The organism is Streptomyces sp. NPDC085481, assembly GCF_044541845.1.
Lineage (GTDB): Bacteria > Actinomycetota > Actinomycetes > Streptomycetales > Streptomycetaceae > Streptomyces.
In genome coordinates this window covers 289,179-305,335 of record NZ_JBITTJ010000010.1, presented here as the reverse complement: position 1 = coordinate 305,335, position 16,157 = coordinate 289,179, and the positions used below count along the sequence as shown (strand labels likewise).

17 protein-coding genes are annotated in these 16,157 nt (G+C 72.9%); 7 read left to right on the top strand and 10 right to left on the bottom strand.

The window, feature by feature from the left end; all coding sequences use genetic code 11:
- The coding region (locus ACIGEZ_RS22530) for an HSP90 family protein (protein ID WP_399833735.1) at positions 1–1,272 on the top strand (1,272 nt) is incomplete at its 5' end.
- Positions 1,269–3,986 carry a tetratricopeptide repeat protein gene (locus tag ACIGEZ_RS22525; protein ID WP_399833733.1) on the top strand — a complete coding sequence of 906 codons (2,718 nt, stop codon included), beginning with the start codon at positions 1,269–1,271 and terminating at the stop codon, positions 3,984–3,986. The genes ACIGEZ_RS22530 and ACIGEZ_RS22525, both read left to right, overlap by 4 nt.
- 41 nt (positions 3,987–4,027) lie before the next feature.
- Here the strand turns inward: ACIGEZ_RS22525 and ACIGEZ_RS22520 are convergent, their stop codons facing one another.
- Positions 4,028–5,608, bottom strand: coding sequence for a DAK2 domain-containing protein (locus ACIGEZ_RS22520; RefSeq protein ID WP_399833731.1), 1,581 nt, complete (start codon positions 5,606–5,608; stop codon positions 4,028–4,030).
- A 235-nt stretch (positions 5,609–5,843) separates the two neighbouring features.
- On the opposite strand from ACIGEZ_RS22520, the gene rpmB reads away from it, so the two are divergent.
- Positions 5,844–6,029 carry a 50S ribosomal protein L28 gene (gene rpmB / locus ACIGEZ_RS22515; protein ID WP_003957616.1) on the top strand — a complete coding sequence of 62 codons (186 nt, stop codon included), beginning with the start codon at positions 5,844–5,846 and terminating at the stop codon, positions 6,027–6,029.
- 129 nt (positions 6,030–6,158) lie between these two features.
- On the opposite strand, the gene thiD is transcribed toward rpmB, so the two are convergent.
- Together thiD and ACIGEZ_RS22505 are read right to left on the bottom strand one after the other, a co-directional pair.
- The gene (gene thiD / locus ACIGEZ_RS22510) at positions 6,159–6,953 is read right to left on the bottom strand and encodes a bifunctional hydroxymethylpyrimidine kinase/phosphomethylpyrimidine kinase (protein WP_399833729.1); all 795 of its coding nucleotides are present in this window, start codon (positions 6,951–6,953) and stop codon (positions 6,159–6,161) included.
- Positions 6,954–6,973: 20 nt separating this feature from the next.
- Positions 6,974–7,936 (bottom strand): thiamine-phosphate kinase, encoded by a 963-nt coding sequence (locus ACIGEZ_RS22505; RefSeq protein WP_399833727.1) that lies wholly within the window; start codon positions 7,934–7,936, stop codon positions 6,974–6,976.
- 233 nt (positions 7,937–8,169) lie between these two features.
- On the opposite strand from ACIGEZ_RS22505, the gene ACIGEZ_RS22500 reads away from it, so the two are divergent.
- Complete coding sequence (locus ACIGEZ_RS22500) at positions 8,170–8,403, top strand: Lrp/AsnC ligand binding domain-containing protein (protein WP_391107843.1); 234 nt, start codon at positions 8,170–8,172, stop codon at positions 8,401–8,403.
- 23 nt (positions 8,404–8,426) lie between these two features.
- A complete protein-coding gene (locus ACIGEZ_RS22495) occupies positions 8,427–8,909 on the top strand; it encodes a DUF3515 domain-containing protein (RefSeq protein ID WP_399833751.1) in 483 nt (160 codons plus the stop codon).
- Between the two features lie 21 nt (positions 8,910–8,930).
- Here ACIGEZ_RS22495 and ACIGEZ_RS22490 read toward each other — a convergent pair whose 3' ends face one another.
- From ACIGEZ_RS22490 to ACIGEZ_RS22480, 3 genes are read right to left on the bottom strand one after another with little or no spacing between them, the layout of a single operon-like run.
- Positions 8,931–10,070, bottom strand: coding sequence for a D-alanine--D-alanine ligase family protein (locus ACIGEZ_RS22490; RefSeq protein WP_399833725.1), 1,140 nt, complete (start codon positions 10,068–10,070; stop codon positions 8,931–8,933).
- A gap of 55 nt (positions 10,071–10,125) precedes the next feature.
- A complete protein-coding gene (locus tag ACIGEZ_RS22485) occupies positions 10,126–11,127 on the bottom strand; it encodes an NAD(P)H-dependent glycerol-3-phosphate dehydrogenase (RefSeq protein ID WP_399833723.1) in 1,002 nt (333 codons plus the stop codon).
- The gene (locus tag ACIGEZ_RS22480; RefSeq protein ID WP_399833721.1) at positions 11,124–11,876 is read right to left on the bottom strand and encodes a lysophospholipid acyltransferase family protein; all 753 of its coding nucleotides are present in this window, start codon (positions 11,874–11,876) and stop codon (positions 11,124–11,126) included. The genes ACIGEZ_RS22485 and ACIGEZ_RS22480 overlap by 4 nt, the downstream gene beginning before the upstream one ends.
- Before the next feature lie 125 nt (positions 11,877–12,001).
- Between ACIGEZ_RS22480 and cofC the strand changes: the two genes are divergently transcribed.
- Together cofC and ACIGEZ_RS22470 are read left to right on the top strand one after the other, a co-directional pair.
- Positions 12,002–12,649, top strand: coding sequence for a 2-phospho-L-lactate guanylyltransferase (gene cofC / locus ACIGEZ_RS22475; protein ID WP_399833719.1), 648 nt, complete (start codon positions 12,002–12,004; stop codon positions 12,647–12,649).
- 10 nt (positions 12,650–12,659) lie between these two features.
- Positions 12,660–12,863, top strand: coding sequence for a hypothetical protein (locus tag ACIGEZ_RS22470; RefSeq protein WP_399833717.1), 204 nt, complete (start codon positions 12,660–12,662; stop codon positions 12,861–12,863).
- 85 nt (positions 12,864–12,948) lie between these two features.
- Here the strand turns inward: ACIGEZ_RS22470 and ACIGEZ_RS22465 are convergent, their stop codons facing one another.
- The 4 genes from ACIGEZ_RS22465 to leuC all read right to left on the bottom strand — a co-directional run bounded on the left by ACIGEZ_RS22465 (position 12,949) and on the right by leuC (position 16,117).
- Complete coding sequence (locus ACIGEZ_RS22465; RefSeq protein ID WP_399833715.1) at positions 12,949–13,617, bottom strand: HU family DNA-binding protein; 669 nt, start codon at positions 13,615–13,617, stop codon at positions 12,949–12,951.
- A gap of 143 nt (positions 13,618–13,760) precedes the next feature.
- Positions 13,761–13,988 (bottom strand): hypothetical protein, encoded by a 228-nt coding sequence (locus ACIGEZ_RS22460; RefSeq protein WP_399833713.1) that lies wholly within the window; start codon positions 13,986–13,988, stop codon positions 13,761–13,763.
- A 104-nt stretch (positions 13,989–14,092) separates the two neighbouring features.
- A complete protein-coding gene (gene leuD, locus ACIGEZ_RS22455) occupies positions 14,093–14,686 on the bottom strand; it encodes a 3-isopropylmalate dehydratase small subunit (protein ID WP_399833710.1) in 594 nt (197 codons plus the stop codon).
- Positions 14,687–14,692: 6 nt separating this feature from the next.
- Positions 14,693–16,117 (bottom strand): 3-isopropylmalate dehydratase large subunit, encoded by a 1,425-nt coding sequence (leuC, locus tag ACIGEZ_RS22450; protein ID WP_399833708.1) that lies wholly within the window; start codon positions 16,115–16,117, stop codon positions 14,693–14,695.
- Positions 16,118–16,157: the final 40 nt, after the last annotated feature.

Here is a 16,157-nt window from a genome sequence, read left to right as displayed (position 1 = left end):
ACCCTCGCCCGCGACTACGGCTCCCTGCTGCCCTACGACATCCACGTCGGCGACCACCCCGTCACCGACCTGCCCGCCCCCTGGAACCGGGACCATCCGAGTCCGGCGGCGCGCAGGGTGGCGCTCGCGACGCACTGTCAGAGCCTGTTCGGTTTCGCGCCGCTCGACTCGATCGACCTCGATCTGCCGCTGGCCGGCATCCGGGGTGTGGCGTACGTACTGCCGTCGGCGGTCAGCCCGGCGCAGCGGGCCGGCCACCGGGTGCACCTGAAGGGCATGCTGCTCACGGACAGGGCCGACGGGCTGCTGCCCGACTGGGCCTTCTTCGTACGCTGCGTCCTGGACACCGACACCCTGCGCCCGACCGCCTCCCGCGAGTCCCTCTACGAGGACGAGACCCTGGCGGGCGTCCGTGACGCGCTCGGGGACGCGATCCGCGGCTGGCTCACCGATCTCGCCGCCGGGTCGCCGGAGCGCCTCGGACAGTTCCTGTCCGTGCACCACCTGGGGGTGAAGTCGCTGGCCCGGCACGACGACGAGATCCTCTCGGCGATGCTGCCCTGGCTGCCCTTCGAGACCACCGACGGACAGCTCTCCCTCGACGCGTTCGCCCGCCGCCACCCCGTCGTCCACTTCACCCGCACCGTCGAGGAGTTCCGCCAGGTCGCCGCCATCGCCGCCGCCCAGGGCATCGGTGTCGTCAACGGTGGCTACACCTACGACGCGGACCTGGTCGAGCGGCTGCCCGAGGTGCGCCGGGGAACGTCCGTCGCCGAGCTCGACGCGGACACCGTGACCGCCCATCTCGACGCCGTCGACCCGGCGCAGGAGCTCGCGCTCACCGGCTTCCTGTCCGTCGCCCGGACCACCCTCGACGCCCTCGACTGCGACGTGTCGCTGCGCTCCTTCCACCCGCTGACCGTGCCCGCCCTGCACCTCGACGACCGGTCCGCGCGCCACGAGCAGGCCCGCGCGGAGGCCGAGGAGCGGGCCGACGACCTGTGGGCGGGGATCCTCGGCGCCCTGCGCGGCACCGCCCCGCGCGCCCGCCTGGTCCTCAACCACAACAGCCCGCTGGTACGCCGCATCGCGGCCCTGGACGACCCGCAACTGACCGCCACCGCCGTCGAGGCGCTCTACGGGCAGGCCCTCCTCATGGCCCAGCGGCCGCTGCGGCCCGCCGACAACGCCCTGCTCAACCGGACGTTCCTCGGGCTGCTCGAATGGACGACCGAGAAGACCCACGGCACCGGCAGGGGGACCGAGGCATGACCCTGACCTTCCAGGCCCTGCGCGAGGCCATGCGGGACAACTACGCCCAGCCCGAGGGCGCGGCGCGCAACGCGCGCGCCGAACGGCTGCTCGCGGAGGCGGAGCAGATCGGCGAGCCGCTCGCCGTCATCGAGGCGCTCGGCCACCAGCTGCAGGTGTACAACTACAGCTCCGAGAAGGCGAAGATGTTCGTGCCCTTCTCGCGGCTGCTGCGGATGTGGGACGAGAACCCGGCCGACTTCGACGCGTACGAGGCGCACTCGCTGCACTGGGTGTTCAAGTGGGTCTCCAGCGGCATGCTCGACCAGCCGCACATCCCGCTCGCCTCCGTCGAGAAGTGGCTGGGCGAGATGGAGCACCGCTACCGGCTGGCCGGCCACTCCGAACGGGCCGTACGGCAGTGCGAGTTCCGGGTCGCCCGGCACATCGGGGACCGGGAGCGGGCGGCCCGCGCGTACACGGCGTGGCTGGCGGCCGAGCGGGACGAGATGGCCGACTGCCACGCCTGCGAGCTGCACGGGCAGGGCCATTGGCTGGCCGAGCTCGGCGACGACGAGGGGGCGCTCGCGGCCTGGGCGCCGGTCCTCCAGGGCGAGCACTCCTGCGCCCACGAACCGCACGGGGTGCTCGCCTCCTCGCTGCTGCCGCTGCTGCGGCTCGGCCGGGCCGAGCAGGCGCGGGCGAACCACCTGCGGGGCTACCGCCTGGTGCGGCCCATGGAGAGCATGCGCAGCGCGCTGGCGGACCACATCGAGTTCTGCGCGCTGACCGGCAACGAGGCGCGGGCCCTGGAACTGCTCGCCGAGCGCCCCGCGTACTTCACCGACCACGGCGACCCGGACAGCGAGCTGGACCACCTGGCCGTGACGGCGCTCCTGATGGACCGGCTGGTGGCGCGCGGCCTCGGCGGGCAGCCGGTGCCGGGCCCGGCGGGCACGGACTGGACGGCGGCGGAACTCGCGCGGCACGCGCGGGCGCAGGCGGAGGAGCTGGCCCGCCGCTTCGACGCGCGCAACGGCACGGACCGGGTCGGCCGGCAGGTACGCGAGCGGATGGCGGCCGAGCCGCTCCTCGACCGGCTGCCGCTGGGGGTACGGGCGGTGGCCGCTCCCGCGCCGCGGCCCGAGGCGTCGCCCGTGGCGTTCGCGGCACCCCGCGACCTCCTCTCCGAGGCGCGGCGGATGTCGGCGGAGCGGCGGCCGGACGCCGACGAGGCATGGGCGGAGCTCGCGAAGGCGGCAGAGGGCGGGCTCGTCGAGCTCGACGCGCTGGGCCTGGCCGAGGTCACCGACCACCGGGCGATGTCCCGGGCGGCGGGCCCCGAGGAGACGGCCGCGCTGTTCCGTACGGCGGCCGAGCGGTACGAGGAGGCCGGCGCGCCCGGTGAGGCGTGGGCGGCGCGGGCCAGAGCCGCGTACGTGCGCGAGGCGGCCGACGGCCTCGACGAGGCGGTGGCCCGGCTGCGCACGCTGCACGCGGACGGCGCCGCGACGGCGCGCCAGCTGTCAGGGGCACTGCTGCTGCGGGCCCGGGTGCTGCGGACCGCCGAGGCGGCCGGGGCGGTCCTCGCGCACGCGGACGCCCCGGACGCCGCCGACCGGGTCGCCGAGGCCGAGTGGCTGCTCGGCGACCTGGCGGCGCAGGACGGCGACCTGGCGGGGGCGGCCGAGCGCTACGAGCGGTCGGCGGAGCTCTGCCACGGGGCCGGGCTGCCCTGGTACGCGGTGGAGCCCGAGTCCCGGCTCGCGGGCCTGGCCCAGCACACCGGGGACCTCGCGACGGCCGAGCGGGCGGCGCGGGCGGCCCTGGAGCACGGGACGGCGTACGCGCCCGCCGGCGGGCAGGCGCGGCTGCGGCTGCGGCTCGCGGAGGTCCTCGGCGCGACGGACCGCTTCTCGGAGGCGGCCGAACACGCCCTGGAGGCGGCGCACTGGGCCGACGAGGCGGGCGAGAGCCGGGGCCTCGGGGCGTACGCGCGCCATCTCCTGGGCGGCTGGCTGCTGCGCGAGGGCCGCCGCGAGGAGGCCGCGACGATCCTGGAGGCGGTGCTGCCGGACCTGTCCGTGGACGATCACGGCGACGGCACGGTGGTCCAGACGCTGTGGTGGCTCGGTGACTGCCTGGCCGCCCTGGACGAGCCGCGGGCGGCGGCCGAGCAGTGGCTGAAGGCCGCGGAGCTGGCCAAGGAGTGGCCGGAGCAGCACGACCACGCGATGCTGGCGAACCTGGCGGCGCAGGCGCTGTGGCGGGCCGACCTGAACGAGGAGGCGGCGGCCGCGTACGAGCGGGCCGGAGAGCTGTGGCAGTCCCTGGGCGACGCGCCCGCGTACGTCCGCACCCTGCGCGTACGCGCCTGGATCGCGGGCCCCGGCGCGCGGGGCCGGACGCTGATGGAGGCGGCGGCGGAGGCGTGCGGACCGGATCAGGCGGAGCGGGCGGACACGTACCGCCAGACCGCCGAGCTGCTGGCCCGCGCGGAGGACGCGGACCTCCGGGAGGTCCTCTCCTTCGCCGAACGCGCCGCGTCCTGCTACCGCGAGGCCGGCCCCGCCCACCTCGACGCCCGGCTCGCCGCGGACCTCGTGACCGCCTGGCTCCACCTCGACCTCGCGAACGGCTCCGCCGCGGCGGCGCTGGCCCGCGAGGTCCTGGAGCTGGGCTCCCCGGAGCGCCGGGCGGAGGCGGAGTCGATCCTGGCGCAGGCGGGCGCCTGAGGCCGGAGCGCGGCCGGGCCGGCCGCCCCCCGGTCGCCCGCCTACTCCACGCCGATCAGCAGCGGCGGTGCCCCCTCGCCCGCGTGGTACGTCGTCGTGTCCACCGCCAAGTACGTGGCGCGGACGTGTCGTTCCAGGGTCTCGGCCAGCTCGGCCGGCGTGTCCGCGGCGACGATGAGGGTGACGAGTTCGCCGCCCGCGGAGAGCATGCGGTCGAGGACGGTGCGGGCGGTGGTGGTGAGGTCGTGGCCGATGACGGCGACGTCGCCCTCGATGAGGCCCAGGACGTCGCCGGCCTGGCAGACGCCGGCGGAGGTGAAGGACTGGCGTTCGGCGACGGCGAGTTCGGCGTAGCGGGTCGCGCCGGCCGCCGCCGTCATGGCGACGACGTCCTCGTCGAAGCGGCGGTCGGGCTCGTGGACGGCGAGGGCCGCGATGCCCTGGACCGCCGCGCGGGTCGGGATCAGGGCGACCCGGATGCCCTCCGCGCGCACCTGTTCCGCCGCCGCGGCGGCGACGTGGCGCAGTTCCGTGTCGTTGGGCAGCAGGACGACCTCCCGCGCGTGCGCCCGCCGGATCGCGTCCGCGAGCTCCTCGCCGGCCGGCGGCTGCCCCGGGCGGGCGAGCAGCGTGGTCGCGCCGGCCTCGGCGCAGAGGCCGGCCAGGCCCTCGCCGGGCAGGACGGCGACGACCGCCCGCCGGGCCGGTTCGCGCACCTCGAAGTGGGTGATCCGGATCCGGTACGGGCGTCCCGCCTCCACGCCCGCCTCCACGGCCGCCCCGGCGTCGTCGACATGGACGTGCACGTTCCACAGCCCGTCGCCGCCGACCACCACCAGGGACTCCCCCAGCTCGTCGAGGCGCGCCCGCAGTCGCTCCACGGCCGCGTCGCCGGCCTCCAGGAGGTAGATCACCTCGTACGCGGGGCCGGGACCGCCTTCGGCCGCGCAGGCGGTGGCGGCGTCGGGCAGCGGCCTGCCCGCGCGGGAGGCGGGCCGCACGGGCGCCTCGCCCGTGAGCGTCTCCACCAGCGCGCCCAGGACCGTCACCAGGCCCCGTCCGCCCGCGTCCACGACCCCCGCGCGCCGCAGCACGTCCAGTTGGCCGGGGGTCCGCTCCAGGGCCGTCCTGGCCCCCTCGTAGGCCGCCGTGGCCACCGTCACGAGTTCGCCGCCCCCCGCGCAGGCCTCGGCCGCCGCGCCCGCGACGGTCAGGACGGTGCCCTCGACGGGGTGGGCGACGGCCTGCCGGGCCGCGTCGGCCGCGTCACCGAGGGCGCGGGCGAGGTGATCACCGTCACGTCCTTCGGCAAGGACGGCGGCCATCCCGCGGAGCAGCTGCGACAGGATCGTCCCGGAGTTGCCGCGGGCGCCGAGCAGCGCGCCATGGGCCATGGCCCGTATGACCTCGGCGACATCGGAGGTCCCGTCGGCGAAGGCCGCGTCGACGGCCTTGGCGGCCGACTCGACGGTCAGGTAGAGGTTGGTGCCGGTGTCCCCGTCCGCGACGGGATAGACGTTGATCGCGTCGATCTCCGCGCGCTCCCTGCCGAGCGCCTCCAGCGCCCCTGCGCACCAGGATCGGACCGCCTCGGCGTCGAGGGTCTGCGGAGCTCGCGGCAACGGGTGGTCCTCCTGTGCGCTGCGGTGGGTTCACCGCAGGGTAGACCCGTGATCGCCCGAGGCCCGGGGCGGGGGCCGTCGGGACCATGGTAGTTTCGTTCCACGGGAGCAGTCGTTGTATGCTGCTTCGGTTGCCCGGCACTCGTCGGGCCATTCCCCGGCAAGCCACTTCAGATCCCTGATCCGATTCCGGTGCGCCGGTTTCACTGTAAATCTGAAGTCTTTGGAGTGACCCGTGGCTGCCAACTGCGACGTCTGCGGCAAGGGGCCGGGCTTCGGCAACAACATTTCGCACTCGCACCGCCGTACGTCTCGTCGCTGGAACCCGAACATCCAGCGTGTGCGTGCCGTGGTCGGTCGGACGCCGAAGCGGCTCAACGTCTGCACCTCGTGCATCAAGGCCGGCAAGGTCTCGCGCTAACGCCGACGTTTCGTCGTAGCGCAGCCCCTGCGGTTGCCTTGAAAGGCCGGTTCACCTTGGTGAACCGGCCTTTTGCCATGCCCGGAGACATGCCCGGAGAAATGCCCGGCACCGGGCCCGGCGCCAGGCTCAGCGCCTGAAGGACCAGCCGTGGTCCACCGGGCCTATCCCCCCGCCCAGGGAGAACCCGGCCGCGATCGCGCCCGTCACGTACGCCTTCGCCTCGCCCACCGCCGCCGGCACGTCGAGCCCCTTCGCGAGCCCCGACGCGACCGCCGAGGCCAGCGTGCAGCCCGTGCCGTGGGTGTGCCGGTTGTCGTGCCGCGGGGCGCGCAGCCAGTGCTCCACGGTGCCGTCGGTCAGCAGGTCGACCGCGTCGCCCGCGAGGTGCCCGCCCTTGATGAGCGCCCAGCGCGGCCCGTACGCCAGGATCGCGTCGGCCGCCCGCCGCATCCCGGTCTCGTCCTCGACGACCAGGCCCGTGAGCTGCGCCACCTCGTCCAGGTTCGGGGTCGCGACCGTCGCCGTCGGCAGCAGCCTGTCGCGTACGGCGTCGAAGGCGGAGGCGGCGAGGAGCGGGTCGCCGTGCTTGGAGACGCCGACCGGGTCCACAACAACCGGGGCGCCGGTGGAGGCCAGCAGCTCCGCCACGGTCTCCACGAGCCCCGCTGAGGCCAGCATGCCGGTCTTGACCGCCTGGACCCCGATGTCGTCCACCACGGCCCGGTACTGGGCGCGTACGGCCTCCTCGGGCAGCTCCCAGGCTCCCTGGACGCCCAGGGAGTTCTGGGCGGTGACGGCGGTGAGCACGCTCATGCCGTGGACGCCGAGGGCGAGCATCGTCTTGAGGTCGGCCTGGATGCCCGCGCCGCCGCCGGAGTCCGATCCGGCGACGGTCAGCACCAGGGGGGGACGGGAGGCCACCGGCTCGTCCCGGCCCGGGGTCACTCGCCCTCCCCGAAGTGGTCCCAGCCGCCCTTGCTGTGCCAGGGCGCGCCGTCGACGGTCACCTGGGGCAGCGCGGAGGGGTTGAGGACCTCGCCGATGACCTTCCAGCGGGCGGGCAGCTTCACGTCCGGCGGGAAGGTGGCGACGATCGCGTGGTCCTCTCCGCCGGTGAGCACCCACTGGAGCGGGTCGACGCCGACGGCCTGGCCGATGTCGTTCATCTGGGTGGGGATGTCGATGGAGCCGGAGCGCAGGTCGATGCGGACCTTGCTGGCCTCGGCGATGTGGCCGAGGTCGGCGATCAGGCCGTCGCTGACGTCGCACATGGCGGTGGCGCCGAGTCCGGCGGCGGCGGGGCCCGCGTGGTACGGGGGCTCCGGGCGGCGGTGGGCCTCGACGAAGGCGCGCGGGGAGCGGAAGCCGCGGGAGAGCACCGCGTAGCCGGCGGCGGACCAGCCGAGCCAGCCGGTGTAGGCGACGACGTCGCCGGGCTGGGCGCCGCCGCGGGTGACCGGGTCCTGGTTGCGCAGGTCGCCGAGGGCGGTGATGGAGACCATGATCGTGTCGCCGCGTACGACGTCGCCGCCGACCACGGCGGCGCCGGCCACCTGGCATTCGTCGCGCAGGCCGTCCATGAGCTCGGTGGGCCAGGTGACGGGGAGTTCGGCGGGGACGACCAGGCCGAGCAGGAGTGCGGTGGGGACGGCGCCCATGGCGGCGATGTCGGCGAGGTTCTGGGCCGCGGCCTTGCGGCCGACGTCGTAGGCCGTCGACCAGTCGCGGCGGAAATGGCGTCCTTCGAGCAGGATGTCCGTGCTGGCCACCACCCGCCGGTCGGGCGCGGAGACGACCGCGGCGTCGTCGCCGGGTCCGATCCGTACCGCCGGGGTGGCGGTGAGCCGGGAGGTGAGCTCCCTGATGAGCCCGAACTCGCCCAGCTCTCCGACTGTGCCCTTCACCGCGTCTCACCTCGTGTCGTCGTGCCGGCCGCCGCGCCGCTCCGCTGCTTCGCGCCGTGCGGGTCGCGGGCCGTCACCGTGCCGGATACCGTCAAGTAGACCGTCAACTTCTTACGTGCGTACGCCACACTGCGGGCGCCTGAGGGCGCGGAGGTCTCCCCGCGGCCCGCGGCGACGCGGTACCGTGGCGTCCCTTTCTCCCACAAGATCCTCGTGGCCGCCCTGGAGGTTCCGTGGTACAGGCGTACATCCTTATTCAGACCGAGGTGGGCAAGGCGTCGACCGTCGCCGAGACCATCGCCAAGATCACGGGGGTGATCCAGGCAGAGGACGTGACCGGTCCGTACGACGTGATCGTCCGTGCGGAGGCCGAGACCGTGGACGCGCTGGGCCGCATGGTGGTCGCCAAGGTCCAGCAAGTGGAAGGCATCACGCGCACCCTCACCTGCCCGGTCGTGCATATCTAGCCCCCGTCTACCCTTGGCCGGTGATGTCCTCCCACCGGCCCTTCGGCCTGCCCGCTTCCGCCGCCGCAGCTGTGGTGCTGCTGGTGGCCGTCGCGGGCTGTTCCTCTCCGGACGCGAAGGCGTCGGTCCCGGTTCCCCGTCCTCAGGCGGCCGAGGCCGCCGTCTGCCGGGCACTCGCGAAGGAGCTGCCCGACACCGTGGCGGGTCTGGAGCGGACCGGCACCGAGCCGGACTCCGAGCTGACCGCCGCGTGGGGGGATGCGGCGATCGTACTGCGCTGCGGCGTCCCCAGGCCCGAAAAGATGAACGATCCACAGGCCCAGGGGGTCGACGCCGACGGCGTGAACTGGCTGTTCGAGCCGCGCGAGGGGGACGGACCCCGCTTCACCACGACGTACCGCAAGGCGTACGTCGAGGTGACGCTGGACGAACGGTACGCGCACGACGTCGCCCCGCTCGTGGGTCTCGCCGCCCCCGTGAAGAAGGCCGTGCCCTCCAGCCTCTAGGGAGCCGCCAGGGGCGTCCCTCTAGCGCAGGCCCGTGGAGCGGTTCAGCGCGGCCTGGATGAGCCGGTCGACGAGCTCCGGGTAGCTCACGCCGCTCTCCTGCCACATCCGCGGGTACATGGAGATGGGCGTGAAGCCGGGCATGGTGTTGATCTCGTTGATGACGAACCCGCCGTCCTCGGTGAGGAAGAAGTCGGCGCGCACCAGGCCCTCGCAGGAGACCGCCTCGTAGGCGGCGACGGCGAGGCGCTGGATCTCGGCGGTGGCCTCGTCGCCGATCGGCGCGGGCACGATGCCGGAGGCCGAGTCGATGTACTTGGCCTCGAAGTCGTAGAAGTCGTGATCGGTGACCGGCGGGATCTCGGCGGGCACGCTGGCGCGCGGGCCGTCCTCGAACTCCAGGACGCCGCACTCGATCTCGCGGCCGCGGATCAGCGACTCGACGATGACCTTCGGGTCGTGGCGGCGGGCCTCCTCGACGGCCTCGTCGAGGCCGGAGAGGTCGTCGACCTTGGTGATGCCCATGGACGAGCCGCCGCGGGCGGGCTTCACGAAGAGCGGCCAGCCGTGGTCGGCGGCGAACTCCACGATCTTCTTGCGGGCGGCGGCCGGGTTCTGCTCCCACTCGCGCGGGCGGACCACGACGTACGGGCCGACGGGCAGGCCGAAGGAGACGAAGACCCGCTTCATGTACTCCTTGTCCTGGCCGACGGCGGAGGCGAGGACGCCGGCGCCGACGTACGGGACGCCGGAGAGCTCCAGGAGGCCCTGGAGGGTGCCGTCCTCGCCGTACGGGCCGTGCAGCATCGGGAAGACGACGTCGACCTCGCCGAGGGCCTGCGGCACGGAGCCGGGCTCGTTGTAGACGACCTCGCGGCTGGCGGGGTCGACGGAGAGGACCACGCCGCCGGTCGCGGACTCGGCGAGGTCGGTGACGTTCGGCAGGGCGCGGTCGGCGATCGCCATCCGCTCCGGCGCGTCGGCGGTCAGCGCCCAGCGCCCGTCGGTGGTGATCCCGATGGGCAGCACGTCGTACTTGTCCCGGTCGATGGCGCTGAGGACCGCGCCGGCGGTGACGACGGAGATGGCGTGCTCGGAGCTGCGTCCGCCGAAGACGACGGCCACGCGCGGCTTGCGGGGGCTCTGGGTGTTCTCGCTCATATCGCGTTGAGCGTACCCTGCGCCGTCCGAACGGCTGAGCGCCCCGCCTCGCGTGTCAGCGGCGCTCGGCCTTGGCGCTGCGCGACATCAGCTCCTTGAGGGCGACGATCGGCGGCTTGCCCTCGTGGACGATGGAGACCACGGTCTCGGTGATGGGCATGTCGACGCCGTGCCGGCGGCCCAGATCGAGCACCGACTCGCAGGACTTGACGCCCTCGGCGGTCTGCTTGGTGGCCGCGATGGTCTCCTGGAGGGTCATGCCGCGGCCCAGGTTGGTGCCGAAGGTGTGGTTCCGGGAGAGCGGCGAGGAGCAGGTGGCGACCAGGTCGCCGAGGCCCGCGAGGCCGGAGAAGGTGAGCGGGTCGGCGCCCATGGCGAGGCCGAGGCGGGTGGTCTCGGCGAGGCCGCGGGTGATGAGCGTGGCCTTGGAGTTGTCCCCGAGGCCCATGCCGTCGGCGATGCCGACGGCGAGGCCGATGACGTTCTTGACCGCTCCGCCGAGTTCGCAGCCGACGACGTCGGTGTTGGTGTACGGGCGGAAGTACGGGGTCATGCAGGCCGTCTGGAGCCGCTGCGCAACCGATTCGTCCGCGCAGGCCACGACGGCGGCGGCGGGCTGCCTGGCGGCGATCTCACGGGCCAGGTTGGGGCCGGTGAGGACGGCGACGCGGTCGGCGGGGACGTCGGCGACCTCGCGGATCACCTCGCTCATGCGCTTGGCGGTGCCGAGTTCGATGCCCTTCATCAGCGAGACGAGGACGGTGTCGGGGGCCAGCTTGGGCGCCCAGTCGGCGAGGTTGCCGCGCAGGGTCTGCGAGGGGACGGCGAGGATGGTGAACTCGGCGCCCTGGGCGGCCTCGGCCGGGTCCGTGGTGGCCCGGACGGCCGCCGGGAGTTCGATCCCGGGGAGGTAGTCGGGGTTGGTGCGGGTGGTGTTGATCGCTTCGGCGAGTTCGGCGCGGCGGCCCCACAGGGTCACCTCGCAGCCCGCGTCGGCGAGCACCATGCCGAAGGCGGTGCCCCACGATCCGGTGCCGAAGACGGCGGCCTTGGTCACTTCGTCCCTTCCCCGGCGGCCTTGCGCCGCTGTTCCAGCCGGGCCTTGCGGTGGTCGTACGGCTCGGCCGGCGCCTTCTGGCCGCGTACGTCCTCCAGGAGCGCGGTGATCGAGGCCATGATGACCTCGGTCGCCTCGCGCAGCACGTCGGGCGTCGGCTCCTGGTCGTAGAAGCGCGACAGGTCGACGGGCGGGCCCGCCTGCACGATCAGCGTCTTGCGCGGGAACAGGTTGAGCTTGTTCTCCTTGGCGTACGGCGGCATCGCGAGGTTGGCGCCCCACTGGGCGACCGGGATGACCGGGGCCCTGGTGAGCAGGGCGACGCGGGCGGCGCCGGTCTTGCCGGCCATGGGCCACATCTCGGGGTCGCGGGTGAGGGTGCCCTCGGGGTAGAAGGCGACGCACTCGCCGCGCTCGATGGCGTCGACGGCGGCCCGGAAGGCGTCCAGGGCGTTGGTGGTCTCGCGGTAGACCGGGATCTGGCCGGTGCCGCGGAGCATGGTGCCGACGAACGAGCCCTTGAAGAGGGCCGCCTTGGCGAGGAAGCGCGGGACGCGGCCGGTGTTGTACTGGTAGTGCGCGTAGGACAGCGGGTCCAGGTACGAGTTGTGGTTGACGGCCGTGATGAACCCGCCGTCGGCCGGAATGTGTTCCGTTCCGCGCCAGTCCCGCTTGAACAGAACCACCAGTGGGGGTTTGGCGATGACCGCCGCCAGGCGGTACCAGAAGCCGATTCTGCGGCGGGGCACTCGGACACCTTTCTCCGGGACTGTTTCGCAGGGGGTCAAGTGTCACTCCCCGCTCCTGGTCTGTCGAGGACACGGTACGCCCCGGGGCTCCGGCGCTTCGCGCGGGCGGGACACAATGGGCCCCGATGAAGAGCTACGCGGACGAGGGCTGGTCCCTGGTGGTGCCTCTGAAGCCGCTGGCGCGGGCCAAGAGCAGGCTGGCCGCGGCGGTGGGCGGGGGGCTGCGGCCCCGGTTCGCGCTCGCTTTCGCCGAGGACACGGTGGCGGCGGCGCTGGCCTGCGGGGCGGTACGGGATGTGGTGGTCGTCACGGACGATCCGGCGGCTTCGGCGGCGCTCGCGGCCCTGGGGGCGCGGGTCCTGTCCGACGGACCGGGTGCCGGGCTCAACGCGGCGCTCGCGCACGGGGCGCGTGCGGTGCGGGCGGGGCGGCCGGGGGCGCGGGTGGCGGCACTGAACGCGGATCTGCCGGCGCTGCGCCCCGCTGAGCTGCGACGCGTCCTGGCCGTGGCAGGGCAATTTCCGCGGGCTTTTCTGGCGGATGCCGCCGAAATAGGTACGACATTCCTCTCGGCTGGGCCGGGGGCGGAATTGGAACCGGCTTTCGGAGGGGCTTCGCGACTCCGGCATTTGTCCTCGGGGGCGGTGGAAATCCGGCTGGCGGGGGTGGATTCCGTGCGCCGGGACGTGGACACCGGGGAGGATCTGGCCGCCGCGCTGGAGCTGGGTGTGGGTCCGCGGACGGCGGCTCGCTGGGTACGGGCGGCCGGATAGGCTGCGGGGCATGCAGGCGACCGCGTACACGTACGATCCCGACACCCGCAGCGGCAGTGTGCTGCTCGACGACGGCACCCCGGTGGAGTTCGGGTCCGAGGCCTTCGAGGCGGGCGGGCTGCGGCTGCTGCGTCCCGGGCAGCGGGTGCGGATCGAGACGGAGGGCGCGGGTGCGGCCCTGCGGATCACGCTGGTGACGCTGCAGACGCTCTAGGCACCCTCACCTGCACACCCCCTGACGCGCCGCGGGCCGGGCTCCCCTTCAGGGAGCCCGGCCCGGCGTGTGAGCACCTGCCGCCTTACTTCTTCGCGGCGGTCTTCTTCGCGGTGGTCTTGCGCGCCGTCGTCTTCTTGGCGGGCGCCTTCTTCGCGGTGGCCTTCTTCGCCGGCGCGGTCTTCTTGGCGACGGCCTTCTTGGCCGTCGTCTTCTTGGCGGCCGTGGTGGTCTTCTTGGCCGGGGTCGCCTTCTTGGCGGCGGTCGTGGCCTTCTTGGCGGCCGTGGTGGCCTTCTTGGCCGGAGTGGCCTTCTTCGCCACGGTCTTCTTGGCCGGAGTGGCCTTCTTCGCGGCGGCCTTCTTGGCCGTGGTGGCCTTCTTGGCGGCGGCCTTCTTCACGGTCGCGGACGCGGCGCCGCCCATGAGGCTGCCCTTGGGGGCCTTCTTGACGGCGACCTCGCCACCCTTGGGGAGCTTCTTCGAGCCGCTGACCAGGTCCTTGAAGCCCTGACCCGCACGGAAGCGCGGAACGGAGGTCTTCTTGACCCGCACGCGCTCACCCGTCTGCGGGTTGCGGGCGTAGCGGGCCGGACGGTCGACCTTCTCGAACGAGCCGAAGCCGGTGACCGAGACCCGGTCCCCGCTGACCACGGCACGCACGATGGCGTCGAGCACGTGGTCGACGGCATCGGCGGCCTGCTGGCGACCGCCCATCTTGTCGGCAATCGCTTCTACGAGCTGCGCCTTGTTCACGTCTTCCCCTTCGGAGACATTGCCAGAACGAAAGTGTTCAAGCTTTTTCGCACGTTAGGCATGTATATACCGCAAATCAAACACGAAACGGTCTAATCACCCTAGTGCCGCAACGCTGAAGTCCTGTTGCGGAGTTCCTGGTGTCAGTCGTCTTCAGGGAATCGGCCCTCATCGAGGTCCTTCATCAACCGGTCCAGACGCGTTGCCGCGTCCGCGAGATCGTGCTTCGCCGCGGCCGTGACGACCAGCAGCTTCCGGGACAGCGCCATCCTTACGCCCTCCGGGACTTGCAGTGCGCGCACTTTGCTGTGCGCTTCCTTCAATCGGGCGGCGACTGCCTCGTAGAGCTCGAGTTGGCTGTCGCGTTCCATGCACCGATTGTGCCATCTAGGGCGAGTTGTCGCCCGACGGGGTCTCAACAAGCGACTGCGCCCCCCACCGGAGGGTGGGGGGCGCAGTACTGGAAAAGCGCTGCTCAGACGCTAATTGTACGGGGCTTGAAGGCCGGTCGAGCGGCCTCGTAGGCGGCGATGTCCGCTTCGTTCTGAAGGGTGAGGCTGATGTCGTCCAGACCGTTCAGGAGCCGCCAGCGGGCGTTCTCGTCGAGCTCGAAGTCGGCGTCGATCCCGGGGGCGACGACCTTGCGGGCCCGCAGGTCGACGGTGACCTCGGCGGTCGGGTCGGCCTCGGTCAGCTCCCACAGCGCGTCGACGGTCTCCTGCGGCAGGACGACGGTCAGCAGGCCGTTCTTCAGCGAGTTGCCGCGGAAGATGTCGGCGAAGCGGGAGGAGATCACGGCCTTGAAGCCGTAGTTCTGCAGCGCCCAGACGGCGTGCTCCCGGGAGGAGCCGGTGCCGAAGTCGGGGCCCGCCACCAGGACCGTGGCGCCCTGCCGCTCGGGGCGGTTGAGGACGAACTCGTCACTCTTGCGCCAGGCCTCGAACAGCCCGTCCTCGAAGCCGTCGCGGGTGACCTTCTTGAGCCAGTGCGCCGGGATGATCTGGTCGGTGTCGACGTTGCTGCGGCGCAGCGGAACGGCGCGGCCGGTGTGCGTGGTGAAAGCTTCCATGGTTCCTCAGACCCCCGCGGTGGTGGCGACGTCGGACAGATCGGCCGGGGAGGCCAGGTGGCCGAGGACGGCGGTGGCGGCGGCCACCTGGGGGGAGACCAGGTGGGTGCGGCCACCCTTCCCCTGCCGGCCCTCGAAGTTGCGGTTGGAGGTGGACGCGGAACGCTCACCGGGCGCCAGTTGGTCGGGGTTCATGCCCAGACACATCGAGCAGCCCGCGTGCCGCCATTCGGCGCCGGCCTCCTTGAAGACCTTGTCCAGGCCCTCCTCGACGGCCTGCAGGGCGACCCGGACCGAGCCGGGGACGACCAGCATGCGCACGCCCTCTGCGACCTGGCGGCCCTCCAGCAGGGAGGCCGCGTTGCGCAGGTCCTCGATGCGGCCGTTGGTGCAGGAGCCTACGAAGACGGTGTCGACCTTGATGTCGCGCAGCGGCTGCCCGGCGGTCAACCCCATGTACTCCAGGGCCTTTTCGGCGGCCAGGCGCTCCGAAGCGTCTTCGTACGAAGCCGGGTCGGGGACGTTCGCCGAAAGCGGCGCACCCTGGCCCGGGTTGGTGCCCCAGGTGACGAACGGGGCCAGCGAGGCGGCGTCGATGACGACCTCGGCGTCGAAGACCGCGTCCTCGTCCGTCTTCAGCGTCTTCCAGTACGCGACGGCGGCGTCCCAGTCCTCGCCCTCGGGGGCGTGGGCGCGGCCCTCGAGGTAGGCGAAGGTGGTCTCGTCGGGGGCGATCATGCCCGCACGGGCGCCGGCCTCGATGGACATGTTGCAGATGGTCATCCGGGCCTCCATCGAGAGCTTCTCGATGGCGGAGCCGCGGTACTCCAGGACGTAGCCCTGGCCGCCGCCGGTGCCGATCTTCGCGATGATCGCCAGGATCAGGTCCTTGGCGGTGACGTCCGCGGGCAGCTCGCCGTCGACCGTGATGGCCATGGTCTTCGGGCGGGCCAGCGGCAGCGTCTGGGTGGCCAGGACGTGCTCGACCTGGCTGGTGCCGATGCCGAACGCCAGCGCGCCGAACGCGCCGTGCGTGGAGGTGTGCGAGTCGCCGCAGACCACGGTGGTGCCCGGCTGGGTCAGGCCCAGCTGCGGTCCCACGACGTGGACGACGCCCTGCTCGACGTCGCCCAGCGGGTGCAGCCGGACACCGAACTCGGCGCAGTTCTTGCGCAGGGTCTCCAGCTGGGCCCGGGAGACCGGGTCGGCGATCGGCTTGTCGATGTCGAGGGTGGGGGTGTTGTGGTCCTCGGTGGCGATGGTGAGGTCGAGGCGCCGCACCTGCCGGCCGTTCTGCCGGAGCCCGTCGAAGGCCTGCGGGCTGGTCACCTCGTGCAGCAGGTGCAGATCGATGAAGAGGAGGTCGGGCTCGCCTTCGGCGCGCCGGACGACATGGTCGTCCCAGACCTTCTCCGCGAGTGTCCTACCCATCGCTTTCCCTCCGGCCGGCGGCTGCGCCGGCACCACTAGA